This window comes from uncultured Tenacibaculum sp. (genome assembly GCF_947498805.1).
Lineage (GTDB): Bacteria > Bacteroidota > Bacteroidia > Flavobacteriales > Flavobacteriaceae > Polaribacter.
Genome location: NZ_CANMLT010000001.1, coordinates 311,479 through 323,782 on the forward strand (window position 1 = coordinate 311,479; position 12,304 = coordinate 323,782).

The window sequence follows — 12,304 nt, forward strand, 5'->3', positions numbered from 1 at the left end:
GTAATCTATAATGAAGTAATACAAGAAAATTTTAATTTCTTAATTAATTTGATTTCATAAGTTGTAAAACTTGTGGAATCTTTTCTTACTTTAGGAAGTCTATGAATCACCCTAATTTACATCAGCGTTTTAATCGCGTAAGAGCATATACAGAAGACATATGCAAACCTTTACAAACAGAAGATTATGTGGTACAAGCATCAACGTTTGCCAGTCCTGCTAAATGGCATTTAGCACATACTACCTGGTTTTTTGAAGAGTTTGTTTTAAAAACACATGTCCGTAATTATCAGGTTTATGATCCTAATTTTAGTTTCTTGTTTAATAGCTACTATAACAATGTTGGAGAAAGAGTTTTTAGAGCGAACAGAGGAACGATTACTCGTCCTAATGTAACTGAAGTATATGATTACAGGGCTTATGTGAATAAGCATATGTTACAGTTTCTGAGCGGAACATATACTAAAGACATAGAAGAAATAGTTGAGTTAGGCTTGCATCATGAACAACAGCATCAAGAATTATTAATTACCGATATTAAATTTATGTTAGGGAGTAATCCTATTTTTCCCGTATACCAAAAAGGAGCCAGTTTAATAAACTCTGAAAATACAACTTTAGGTTTTATAAAAATAGAAGAAGGGGTATATGAAATAGGACATAAAGGAAATGAGTTTTGTTATGACAATGAGCTAGGGGTGCATAAGGTTTTTCTAAATGATTTTGAAATTAGCTCAGCATTAGTAACCAATAAAGAATACATAGAGTTTATAGAAGATAAAGGGTATAGTAATTTTAATCTTTGGTTAGATGCAGGTTGGACTTGGGTAACTGAAAATACGATAAACTCACCTTTATACTGGCATAAAATAGATAATGAATGGTTTCATTTTACCTTATCAGGATTACAAAAAGTAAATCCCGATGCAATACTCACACATATCAGTTTTTATGAAGCTGCTGCATTTGCTGAATGGAAGAGCATGCGATTACCAACAGAGTTTGAGTGGGAGGTTGCCTCTAAGAAAATGGAATGGGGAAAACGTTGGGAATGGACCTATTCAGCATATTTACCTTATCCTAATTTCAAAAAGGCAGCAGGAGCTATTGGTGAGTATAATGGTAAATTTATGATAAACCAAATGGTACTCCGAGGAGCTTCTGTAGCAACATCACCAAATCACAGTCGATATACATATCGCAATTTTTTTCACCCGAATGAACGTTGGCAATTTACAGGAATTCGATTAGCAAAATAATATGTTAGAACAATTTATGAGAGATGTAGATACAGGCTTATCTGCATCATTCAAACATTTATCGTCAAAATACTTTTATGATGATATAGGAAGTCAAATTTTCCAAAAGATCATGGCTATGCCAGAATACTATCTTACAAATTCAGAATATGAGATCTTATCGTTACAAGCTAAACAAATAGCAGAAAAGGTAAATTTTAAGGTTCCGTTTAATATTATTGAGTTAGGGGCAGGCGATGGTTATAAAACGATTAAATTGCTGAAGAATCTTAAAGACTTAGGTTTAAACTTTACCTATATTCCAGTTGATATTTCAAAGAAGGCAATTGATATTTTATCAGCAAAAGTAGCAGATGAAATCCCTGATATAAAATTAGAACCTTATGTAGGAGATTATTTTAATTTGTTAAATAACTTACCTAATACTATCCCTAGTTTAGTATTGTTTTTAGGAAGTAATATTGGGAATTTTAAAGATGAAGATGCGCAAAGTTTTTTGAGTTTGATTCAAAGTCATTTAAAACCTAATGATAAGTTATTAATCGGATTTGATTTGAAAAAAAATCCAATTACCATTAAAAAAGCCTATGATGATCCTCATGAAATAACAAAAGCATTTAATATGAATTTGCTACACCGAATAAACAAGGAGTTAGGAGCAAATTTTAATCTGAATAAATTCGATTTTTACTGCCATTACAACCCCATAACAGGTGAGGTGAGAAGTTATTTAGTAAGCTTGGAAAAACAAGATGTTTTTATTCAGTCGTTGGAGAAAACCTTTTCTTTTGATGTAAATGAGTTGATTTGGACAGAATTGTCGAAGAAATTCGATTTTATAGAAATAGAAACTTTGGCAGTCAATTCTGGATACAAATTGGAACATCATTTTTTGGATTCAAAAAACTACTTTACGGATAGTTTATGGAGTAAATAATTGTCAAGCTGTATCAAAGCTTTATAAAATATAGCAGTTTCATTTTCAGGTTGTAAAGTCAATGGAATTAGCTATATTGTAATATCTATAAAAGGAGCGAATCAATTATAATCAACTATGTACACTAGAAGAAACTATTCCATCAGAGATATGCTGTCATGGACACGGCGCTATATCTACATCTTTGTAATTCTATCATTAATTCCAGTACTGTTATATACAGGGCTAAGATGGTATTGGTTACATCTACCATGGTTGCCAATTGGTTTAGTAGGTACCGCACTAGCTTTTATAATTTCATTTAAGAACAATGCTACCTATGGTCGTCTATGGGAAGCGCGTAAAATATGGGGAGGAATTGTAAATGCTTCTCGTTCTTTCGCAATGATGACCAATGATTTTATAACCAATGAACGAGCTGAACATAAGTTAAGCGAGAAAGAACTATTTACATTTCGAAAGCAGTTGATTATGCGTCATGTTGCTTGGATGGCTTCCTTACGTCATGCTTTACGTACTCCAAAACCTTGGGAAATATCTAATTATAATAAATCAGATAGAGAGTATATAGACAATAGATTGAACGTAAAAGAACGGGTATCAACTTTAGATGAAGAACTTACAGGATATGTAACGGAGGAGGAAAAATATTTTATTTTAAGTCAGCGTAATAAACAAGGAGCTTGTTTGAATTTACAATCAAAGCAATTAAGAGATTTAAAGGAGAAGGGGTATATATGGGAGTTTGCATTTTTAGAAATGGAAAGAATGCAAGTAGAATTTTTTACGCTGCAAGGAAAGGTAGAGCGTATTAAAAACTTTCCATATCCACGTCAGTTTGCTACATTGAACCGTTTCTTTATTTGGATTTTCGTGTTTTTATTGCCTTACGGAATGATGCACGAGTTTAATAAAATAGGAAAGCAAATAGTAGAACTTACACATACTTGGAAGCCTTATCCAGACGGAGGGTATCATCATTTAATAGAATTAATTGGAGAACATTTTGTTTGGTTTACAATTCCGTTTAGTATTGTGATTTCTTGGATATTTCATACGATGGAACGCATTGGAGAAGTGTCAGAAAATCCATTTGAGGGAACACCAAATGATGTACCAATTACCACTATGTCTAGAGGTATAGAAATCGATATTCGTCAAATAATAGGAGATGAGCCAGATGAAATTCCTGGACCTATTGAAGCTAGATTCGATACCCAAATGTAATACTATAATTAATCCTGCAAATGCAGGATTTTTTTTGCATCATTTTTAAAAGGATGCGTCTTAGAAGGTGAATAATAACTAAAATTAAAAGAAAGATGCAAAACACCCAATTACCCGTAGCAATTATAGGAGCTGGTCCGGTAGGTTTAGCGGCGGCAGCTCATCTTAGTTTAAAAAATATCCCTTTTATAGTATTTGAAGCTGGAACATCTGTTGGACAAAATATGTTGTCTTGGAGTCATGTTCGCGTGTTTTCACCTTGGAGGTATAATATAGATAAAGTAGCACGAGAACTTTTAGAACAAACAGATTGGATAGCACCTGATGAAGAAGGTTTACCAACAGGAAAGGAATTAGTAGAACTATATTTTCGTCCGTTAGCAAATCTTCCGCAGATTTCACCATATATACATGTAAATGCGAAAGTAGTATCGATTGGAAGAAAAGGTTTTGATAAGATGAAAACTTGGGGAAGAGAGGAAAAACCATTTTCTATAAAAGTAGAAGAAAAAGGAAAGGTAAATTACTATGAAGCCAAAGCGGTATTGGATGCTACGGGAACATGGAATCAACCAAATCCAATAGGTTCTGGAGGGGTGTTTGCAGAAGGAGAGCAAGAATTAAGTAAGCATATATTTTATGGTATTCCGAATGTGAAAGAAGATCATTTAGAACGTTATAAAAATAAGAACGTAGTTGTTGTTGGAGGAGGACATTCTGCGATTAATGCATTGTTAGATTTAGCAGAAATACAAAAAGAATATCCCGAAACGCAATTGAATTGGATTTTGAGAAAAGATACAATGGAAAGAGTGTATGGAGGAAAGAAAGATGATGCATTAGCAGCAAGAGGAGCTTTAGGAATTAAAATTGAAGCTTTGGTAAATAGTGGAAAACTGAATGCATACACCCCTTTTCATATTTTAAAATTAGAGAAGAGTGAAGAAGGGATCCAAATATTGGGAGACCTGAATGGAACATTGAAAACCATTCATCGAGTAGATGAAATTATTAGTAATACAGGATCTCGACCTAATTTAGATATGATACGAGAAGTTCGAACAGATTTAGATGCCTCTTTAGAATCTGTTTTTGATTTAGCTGAATTAATTGATCCAAATATTCATAGTTGTGGAACAGTAAGGCCACATGGAGAAAAAGAATTACGTCATCCAGAGAAAGATTTCTATATCGTAGGTTCTAAGAGCTATGGAAGAGCGCCTACGTTCTTAATGGCAACAGGATATGAACAAGTGCGTTCTATTGTAGCGTATTTGGCTGGAGATTTAGAAGCGGCGGCACGTGTAGAATTATATTTACCGCAAACGGGAGTGTGTAGCACTGATTTTAATTCTGCAAAAGAAGGAAATGTAGGTAGCTGTTGTGGTTCCGAACGAGTTGAAGAAGAGAAGAAAGTAGCTTCTTGCTGTTAAAAATGAAAACCATTGACATAAAAAAAAGTATAAAACTGCATCATTTTATAAGTATTACGTCTTAAAAGATGAGAGATAATAAAAACAAGAATACATGAAAACAAGAAATAGTAAGAGAGAAGAAAAAACAATACAAGGAGGAGGATGCTGTGGAACTGCTCCTGCAAAAGTTGCAACAGTTCAAAATACTTGTGGAACTCCACTACAAGTAAATGAAAAACCACAAGCGGGTGGTGGATGTTGTTAACCACAAAAGGAATAACATATAAAAAGCAAAGCTCCTCTTTTAGAGGGGCTTTACGTGCTAGTTGGGTAATGGCTTTTGCAGGTTTGGGTGACGCTATTTTATACCCATTATTACCAGTATATGGTGCTGAATTGGGCTTCTCTGCTTTGTTTATTGGAGTTTTACTTTCCATCAATCGATTTGTAAGAATCATTTCAAATACACATATCGCTAACTTGATTAACCAAATAGGAATGAAGAAAATGCTTATTGCAACTTCCATTTTGGCGACGTTAACCACATTTGTATATGGATTGAGATTGGGAGCGGTACTCTTTTTAATAGCTAGAGTTTTATGGGGATTGAGTTATTCTGGATTAAAAATTGCCACGTTAAATTATGCATCCAAATCTGAAAAGAATGCAGGATTGGCATTCGGACTTACCACAGCCATAAAATCTTTAGGAGGGTTGTTTGTGCTGTGGTTCGGATCTCATTTAATAGCGGCTGTAGGAGTTCAAAAAGGATTGTTTCTTATTGCTAGTATTAGTGTAATTGGAATACTATTGGCTTTTACATTGCCAAATATTCCATCAGAATCAAAAGCGGTAAAAACAAAACAAACATTTTATCCAAGTACCATAAACATATTAGTTTTTCTAATGTCTCTCACAGTTGATGGTATTATGGTAGTAGCCTTGTCTAATTTGATAGGAGGTACTATGGAAATATCTGAAGTCCTTGTTTTAGTAGCATTTTACTTATTCCTTAAAAAGCTATTTACTTTGTTATTCTCAATTTTAAGCGGAGTACTTTCCATAAAAATTCGACCAAGTACATTGTTTTCTGTTGGAGTAGTATGTGTAATATTCGCTTTGCTGTTAATTGTGGTAGGTTTTCCAATAATAGGAATCATTGTAGCTTTCTTATTTAACACAATTGTCGTTACATTTTCTCCATTGGTAGCTATAGAACAACAAAAAGAACATAAAAATTCATTACAAGCCATTTCAAGTGTTAGTACTTGGTGGGATTTGGGAGCTGCCTTAGGAGCTTTTATCGGAATTATGCTTGTAAATGCTTTAGGAGTGCAAACACTTTTTTTAATTTTATCAATAACTTTAACTATCTTATTCATCATTTATATTATTCAAAATGCAACAACAAATCGTTCAACTATATAATCCTTTATTAGGCTACGTTAAAAAGCGTGTTCGTAATCAAGAAGATGCTGAAGATTTAACACAAGATGTATTTTTTAAGTTGGCAAAGTCAACTAAAGAACCCGTAACTAATTTGAAAAGTTGGGTATATACAATTGCAAAAAATGCCATTACAGATTACTATCGAAAAAAGCATATAGAAACAAATTCAATAGAAGAAGATACCTATGTAAACTATGAATCTTCGGAAGATGCAGGAGAGGAATTGAGTACTTGTGTAAAGGCTTTTATAGAACAATTACCAGAAGAGTATAAGGAGTTACTAGTGTTATCGGAACTAAAAGAAATCCCTCAAAAAGAAATTGCGGAACAGTTGAATATGAACTATGTAACCGTACGTTCTAAAATACAACGTGGGCGAAAAAAATTAAAAGAATTAATTGATGGATGTTGCATAGTTTTGCAAGGAGGGAAAGGAAGTATTATGGACTATGAGTCTAAAACTAGATGTGATAAAACAACCTCATGTGATTAAGAATGCATCATTTTTATAAATGATCGTCTCCAATAAAAAAATAAACAATGAATTCATTCGATATAATTAAAACCGATTATAAACACAATTTTGTAAAGAGTAATCCAGAAATGCTAACCTCAATGTTCGGTACTACAGATGTAATACCTCTTTGGATTGCAGATATGGAATTTGAAGTTGCTACACCAATAAAAGAAGCGCTTCAAGAATTGATAGACAGAAATATATATGCCTATGAATTTAACACTGCTGGAATTTATAAAGCTATTATTGACTGGAATGTAAAGCGTCATCAATTGAGGTTAAATTCTGAATCATTCGTACAGGTAACAAGTGTATTAACAGGAATAGCTGTACTAATTAAAGAGTTGACCAATGAAGGAGAAGGTGTTATGATACAAACACCGGTGTATCATCAATTTGCAAATGTTATTAAATCTACTGGTAGAAAAGTAGTAGCAAACCCTTTGAAAATAGTAGAAGGAAAATACCGAATGGATTTAGCTACAATTGAGAATAATTTTAAAGAAGGAGAGGTTAAATTGTTTTTGTTATGTAATCCGCATAATCCAGTAGGACGTGTATGGAGTAAAGAAGAACTAGAAGAATTAGTTCGATTAGCAAATGCATATAATGTTACGATTGTTAGTGATGAGATTCACTCAGATATTGTATATGCTAAAGCCACATTTCATAGCATAGCATCATTGAATGAAAGCGAAAATCATATTGTTATTTTAGGATCTCCGGCGAAAACATTTGGAATGCAAAGTATTTCTAACGGATATCTCTATATAAAGAATGAAGCAATACACGAAAAAATAAAGAAATTAGTGTCTTCTATGTATTTAGATCACGGAAGTATTATTGCAGGGAATGCAACTATTGCAGCCTATACCAAAGGAGAAAAATGGTTGGATGAATTAATAAATTACTTAGAAAACACTTTGAGCTGGATTGAAACCTTTCTTGAAAAAGAATTACCTCAAGTAAAATTATTTACTCCTGAAGGAACCTACCAAATTTGGTTAGATTTTAGCGAGTTAGGATTATCAGATAAAGCACTAGAGCATGTGATTGTAAAGCAAGCAAAATTAGCTTTGGCACCAGGAAGCTGGTTTGAAAGTTCACATACACAGTTTATGAGAATGAATATTGCATCTCCTTTAGAAACAATACAGAAGGTATTTAGCCAGTTAAAAAAAGCTATTGATAATGGGGTTGATGAAAATTTCAATGAAAATGAAGAAGCTAGTTCGACTTGTTCTTGTTAAAGTCATCCATATTATTTAGTAAATGAAAATATACGATACAATTGTAATAGGAGGTGGGCAAGCAGGACTTTCGGTAGCCTATTTTTTACGTCGTTCTAAGCTTGATTATTTAATATTAGATAACCAAGCGAAATCTGGAGGAGCATGGTTACATACTTGGAATAGTTTAAAACTATTTTCACCAACAGAATATAGTTCACTATCAGGTTGGATGATGCCAAAAAGTGAACATGAGTACCCTACTAAAAATGAATTCATTAATTATTTAGAGCAGTATGAACAGCGATATAATTTTCCTGTTCAAAGAAATACGGAAGTTTTAAGTGTTCATAAAGAAGAGGGAATATTCAAAATAACTACGACTCAAGGAGATTTTTATACCAAAACCTTAGTAAGTGCCACAGGAACGGCTCAAGAACCATTTATGCCAGACTATGCCAATCTAGAAGAATTTGAAGGAGAGCAGTTACATTCGGTTAATTATAGAGATTCCAACGAACTTTCGGGAAAGAAAGTGTTAATTGTTGGAGGAGGTAATTCAGGCGCGCAGATATTGGCAGAGGTATCTAAGATTGCTAGTACCCAATGGATCACTTTACAAGAACCTCATTTTTTACCTGATGATATAGATGGTCGTTATTTGTTTAACCAAGCAACGCAGAAGTTTTTAGGAAAGTCAACGGAACAACCTTCCAAAAGAAAGGTATCGTTAAGCAGTGTTGTAATGGTTGAAAGTGTAAAAGAAGCAAGAGATAGGAAAGTGTTACATGCGAAAAGACCATTCAAATCATTTTATAATAAAGGTGTTATTTGGAAAGATGGAACACAAGAGCCTTTTGATGTTGTAATTTGGTGTACAGGATTTAAAGCGAACTTAAGACATTTAGATACACTAAATATCATTGAAAATAACAAGATAGAAACGCAGTATACTCGCTCAATAAAAGAACCTAACTTATGGTTGGTGGGGTATGGAAGTTGGACCGGTTTTGCTTCTGCTACCATTTACGGAGTAGGAAAAACAGCAAGACAAACAGTAAAAGAAATAACAGAATTTTTATCATAACTTGCATAAAAAAACAAATGCAAAAAAGTAACAAGGTTTTTATAGCAACAAGTATAGATGGGTTTATAGCCGATAAAAATGGAAACATAGATTGGCTTCATGAAATACCTAATCCAGATAATATAGATATGGGATATCATGAATTTACATCTTCAGTGGATGCTATTGTAATGGGTAGAACTACCTATGAAACGGTGCTAGGCTTTGGTATCGATTGGCCTTATCAGAAACCTGTGTTTGTGTTAAGCAATACATTGTCTGATGTACCTGAAAACCTGAAAGAAAAAGTGTTTTTAGTAAAAGGAACTTTAAAAGAAGTTTTAGAACAAATTCATAAGAAAGAATGTTATGCTCTTTATATAGATGGAGGAAAGGTGATTCAGAGTTTTTTAAAAGAAGATTTGATAGATGAAATGATTATAACAAAGATACCAGTACTATTAGGAGAAGGAATATCCTTGTTTTCAAGTTTATCAAATAGGCTACATTTTGAATGTGTAAAAACTACAATATATTTGGATAAAGTGGTACAAAATCACTTTAAAAGAGTGAAATCATAAATTTTCTGCATCATTTTAAAATGTCATCGTCTTATCAGGTAGAATCAATGTTTAATTATTAAAACCTGAAAACGATGACATTTAAATTTAAACCAACAGTATTTGCAATTGCAGTAAGTTTCTTTACTCTTTTTACAACAAATGTATTAGCGCAAACTGCTTGTTGTGATGAGAAAAAAGACAAGGCTGCATGCAATACAGAGAAAGTAGCTGAAGAAAGTACTTCTGGATGTTTACCTTCTAGTTGTAGAGGTGCTAAAACGAAGTTTGGTGAGGCAAAAGTAATTTCATCTTTAAGAGAAAACTTAATTGGGTTAAAAGCACAAATGGAGCAATCTAAAACTCCGATTTTTGCTCAGCGTTCGTACGATATCCATGGGATCGTTGGAGAAAACGAGGAGAAGAGTTTACAAATTATTGTGAGAGAACTTAAGTTAATTGAAAAAGAGTTCGCTAGTAAAACAAAGTTCAAAACTTCAACTTTTAAGTTGCCTAGTAATAAAGCAAAGCAAGTAGCCTATTTAGATAATAGAATAAAAGAATTGAAAGCCTATTTGTAAAAGCTAGAATTACATAAAAAATGACTTTTAGAAAACTCATAAGTTTATCCATTGCTGTAAGTTTCGTTGTATTATTTATTACCGGAATTTTATCCTTTTTTCAACCTTATTCCAATCATACAGCAACTTTACATACGGTATTTGGAGTACTATTTACGCTGGGGGTAGTTTTCCATTTAAAAAACAATTTTCGCTCGATTATCTTATATTTCAAAGGAAAGTTGCTATTGTTGGTAGTATTAATTGGGGTATTGGTGTTTTTTGCAGGATACTATCAAGTGTATCCTTTAAATAAGTTTATGGACTTTGGAGCTAAGCAGAAAGCAACAAGTCAAAAAGAACTTAACCGTACCGTTTTTGAGTTGGTAGAGATGAATACATTAAAAGATATTCAATTATCTATTGATGTTTTACGTTCAGAGCATTATTGGCATCCGCAAATGGCTATATGGATTGAAGATACCGAAGGAAACTATAAAGAAACACTCTTTGTCTCAAAAGCAACAGCAAAAGGATTGTTTTTTGGAGGAAGGAGTAAAGAGAATTTTAAAGATTTTGATGAGGTTAAAAATGCATCAGGTGATTATAGAAGAGTAAATGCGTTGCCTGTTTGGTCACATAAAAGAGGAGTGAAATATGCAGACGGATTATTTGTGCCTCCAAGTAATCAACCTTTACCAGATGCTATTACGGGAGCTACCATAACAGATAATTTTCAATTGGTAACCTCTATTGATAAGTTGAAGGAGTTTATATTAAAGATAGAAATTAATGTAGCTTTTGATGATAATGAATATTACTCGGCATATGATTTTCCTGATGATGAGGTATTTCACAATGGAACAGGACAATTAGGACAACCCTCTATAATTTTTGAAGCAAAAGTAAATATGAACGATGATAAGAATTATTATTTAATGGATCTTGTTGGGCATGGTCATCATTCTGGACAAAACGGTATTATTTATAAGGATTTGTCGAGTTTAACCACAGCCAAAAAAATTATAGAACGAATAGTACTAGGAGTAAAAGAAAATCTTTAAATCTACATTTTAAGAAAAGTTTAAAAGCTAATCCTTGCGAGAAAATTACTTGCATGGATTAGTTTTTTTATTTTTGGTATAAAAGTGTAATTTTAGCTTATCAAAATGATAACGATAGCCTTTGATAAATATAAGTATGATCGTCCATTGGCAATGGACTTTTTTAAGATAGAAGAAAATAACGAGTTTCTTTTAACTGAAGAAGTGCATGATACGGACTTTTTTGAAATATTCTTTTATGATGAAGCCGATGGGTATGTGGTATTAGATGGAGAAAAGATATTACTGAGAAAGGGGCTGTTTTTATTTGTGTCTCCTTATCAAAAAAGAAGTTGGGTTGTAGATGAAAACAAAGTAAAAGGATGGGCAGTTATTTTTGAAAAGGAGTTTTTAGCCAATTTTTTCTCGGATAAGTTATTTGTATACCGACTTCAATATTTTTACAATAAAAGTGTGCTTACAACTTTCAAATCAGAAGAATTGCTTTCTATCTTTAATCATACGATTTTCAGTGAAATTCAAAATGAAATAGTCAATTTTAAAAGTGATTCAAGACATATTTTGAGAGCGCTGTTGTATTATATTTTGATCAAAATGAATCGTGTGTTTTGTGAGAAATACCAATTGGATAGTGAGACTCAATTAAATAATAATGCTTACTTGTTTAAAGAAGCGTTAGAACAAAACTATCAACATAAACATAAGGTGAATGACTATGTTTCTTTGCTAAATGTGAGTAGAATAACCTTGAATCAATCTGTTAAAAAACAATTCAATGTTACTGCAACAGAAATGATAAAAGATCGAATAATTTCAGAAGTAAAAACACAATTAATTCATTCTACTAAAACCATATCAGAAATAGCCTACGATTTAAACTTTTCTGAACCTAACAACTTGATTCGGCTATTTAAATTAAAAGTGGGAGTTCCTCCAAATCAATATAGGTTATCAAAATGATAGTTTTTAATCTGTATTAGATATCTTCAGAAATAGCTCTTGTCTATAATTTTGTACCTGT

13 protein-coding genes are annotated in these 12,304 nt (G+C 32.6%); all 13 read left to right on the forward strand.

The annotated features are described in order from the left end of the window. Positions 1-101 precede the first annotated feature (101 nt). The 13 genes from egtB to Q0873_RS01625 all read left to right on the forward strand — a co-directional run bounded on the left by egtB (position 102) and on the right by Q0873_RS01625 (position 12,243). Positions 102-1,259, forward strand: a complete 1,158-nt coding sequence (gene egtB / locus Q0873_RS01565) for an ergothioneine biosynthesis protein EgtB (RefSeq protein WP_299103980.1) — start codon at positions 102-104, stop codon at positions 1,257-1,259. A gap of 1 nt (position 1,260) precedes the next feature. Further along, a complete protein-coding gene (locus Q0873_RS01570) occupies positions 1,261-2,196 on the forward strand; it encodes an L-histidine N(alpha)-methyltransferase (protein WP_299103981.1) in 936 nt (311 codons plus the stop codon). A 117-nt stretch (positions 2,197-2,313) separates the two neighbouring features. After that, positions 2,314-3,423 carry a bestrophin family ion channel gene (locus Q0873_RS01575; protein ID WP_299103982.1) on the forward strand — a complete coding sequence of 370 codons (1,110 nt, stop codon included), beginning with the start codon at positions 2,314-2,316 and terminating at the stop codon, positions 3,421-3,423. A 95-nt stretch (positions 3,424-3,518) separates the two neighbouring features. Next, positions 3,519-4,856: an NAD(P)-binding domain-containing protein gene (locus Q0873_RS01580; protein WP_299103983.1), complete on the forward strand. Its 1,338-nt coding sequence runs from the start codon at positions 3,519-3,521 to the stop codon at positions 4,854-4,856. A gap of 94 nt (positions 4,857-4,950) precedes the next feature. Further along, complete coding sequence (locus Q0873_RS01585; RefSeq protein WP_299103984.1) at positions 4,951-5,103, forward strand: hypothetical protein; 153 nt, start codon at positions 4,951-4,953, stop codon at positions 5,101-5,103. Then, positions 5,094-6,266 (forward strand): MFS transporter, encoded by a 1,173-nt coding sequence (locus Q0873_RS01590; RefSeq protein ID WP_299103985.1) that lies wholly within the window; start codon positions 5,094-5,096, stop codon positions 6,264-6,266. Before Q0873_RS01585 ends, Q0873_RS01590 begins: the two co-directional genes overlap by 10 nt. After that, complete coding sequence (locus tag Q0873_RS01595; protein WP_299103986.1) at positions 6,238-6,780, forward strand: sigma-70 family RNA polymerase sigma factor; 543 nt, start codon at positions 6,238-6,240, stop codon at positions 6,778-6,780. Before Q0873_RS01590 ends, Q0873_RS01595 begins: the two co-directional genes overlap by 29 nt. 47 nt (positions 6,781-6,827) lie before the next feature. Further along, positions 6,828-8,054, forward strand: coding sequence for a PatB family C-S lyase (locus tag Q0873_RS01600; protein ID WP_299103987.1), 1,227 nt, complete (start codon positions 6,828-6,830; stop codon positions 8,052-8,054). A gap of 22 nt (positions 8,055-8,076) precedes the next feature. Further along, a complete protein-coding gene (locus tag Q0873_RS01605) occupies positions 8,077-9,120 on the forward strand; it encodes an ArsO family NAD(P)H-dependent flavin-containing monooxygenase (protein ID WP_299103988.1) in 1,044 nt (347 codons plus the stop codon). Between the two features lie 17 nt (positions 9,121-9,137). Next, positions 9,138-9,680, forward strand: coding sequence for a dihydrofolate reductase family protein (locus Q0873_RS01610; RefSeq protein WP_299103989.1), 543 nt, complete (start codon positions 9,138-9,140; stop codon positions 9,678-9,680). Positions 9,681-9,754: 74 nt separating this feature from the next. Continuing rightward, entirely contained in the window at positions 9,755-10,240 is a 486-nt protein-coding gene (locus Q0873_RS01615; RefSeq protein WP_299103990.1) for a hypothetical protein, read from the forward strand. A 20-nt stretch (positions 10,241-10,260) separates the two neighbouring features. Continuing rightward, complete coding sequence (locus Q0873_RS01620) at positions 10,261-11,283, forward strand: hypothetical protein (RefSeq protein ID WP_299103991.1); 1,023 nt, start codon at positions 10,261-10,263, stop codon at positions 11,281-11,283. A 105-nt stretch (positions 11,284-11,388) separates the two neighbouring features. Beyond that, positions 11,389-12,243, forward strand: coding sequence for a helix-turn-helix domain-containing protein (locus Q0873_RS01625; RefSeq protein WP_299103992.1), 855 nt, complete (start codon positions 11,389-11,391; stop codon positions 12,241-12,243). Positions 12,244-12,304 lie beyond the last annotated feature (61 nt).

Coding starts and splice junctions, on each gene's coding strand:
- egtB (WP_299103980.1), top strand. CDS start 102: ATGAATCACCCTAATTTACATCAGCGTTTTAATCGCGTAAGAGCATAT.
- Q0873_RS01570 (WP_299103981.1), top strand. CDS start 1,261: ATGTTAGAACAATTTATGAGAGATGTAGATACAGGCTTATCTGCATCA.
- Q0873_RS01575 (WP_299103982.1), top strand. CDS start 2,314: ATGTACACTAGAAGAAACTATTCCATCAGAGATATGCTGTCATGGACA.
- Q0873_RS01580 (WP_299103983.1), top strand. CDS start 3,519: ATGCAAAACACCCAATTACCCGTAGCAATTATAGGAGCTGGTCCGGTA.
- Q0873_RS01585 (WP_299103984.1), top strand. CDS start 4,951: ATGAAAACAAGAAATAGTAAGAGAGAAGAAAAAACAATACAAGGAGGA.
- Q0873_RS01590 (WP_299103985.1), top strand. CDS start 5,094: ATGTTGTTAACCACAAAAGGAATAACATATAAAAAGCAAAGCTCCTCT.
- Q0873_RS01595 (WP_299103986.1), top strand. CDS start 6,238: ATGCAACAACAAATCGTTCAACTATATAATCCTTTATTAGGCTACGTT.
- Q0873_RS01600 (WP_299103987.1), top strand. CDS start 6,828: ATGAATTCATTCGATATAATTAAAACCGATTATAAACACAATTTTGTA.
- Q0873_RS01605 (WP_299103988.1), top strand. CDS start 8,077: ATGAAAATATACGATACAATTGTAATAGGAGGTGGGCAAGCAGGACTT.
- Q0873_RS01610 (WP_299103989.1), top strand. CDS start 9,138: ATGCAAAAAAGTAACAAGGTTTTTATAGCAACAAGTATAGATGGGTTT.
- Q0873_RS01615 (WP_299103990.1), top strand. CDS start 9,755: ATGACATTTAAATTTAAACCAACAGTATTTGCAATTGCAGTAAGTTTC.
- Q0873_RS01620 (WP_299103991.1), top strand. CDS start 10,261: ATGACTTTTAGAAAACTCATAAGTTTATCCATTGCTGTAAGTTTCGTT.
- Q0873_RS01625 (WP_299103992.1), top strand. CDS start 11,389: ATGATAACGATAGCCTTTGATAAATATAAGTATGATCGTCCATTGGCA.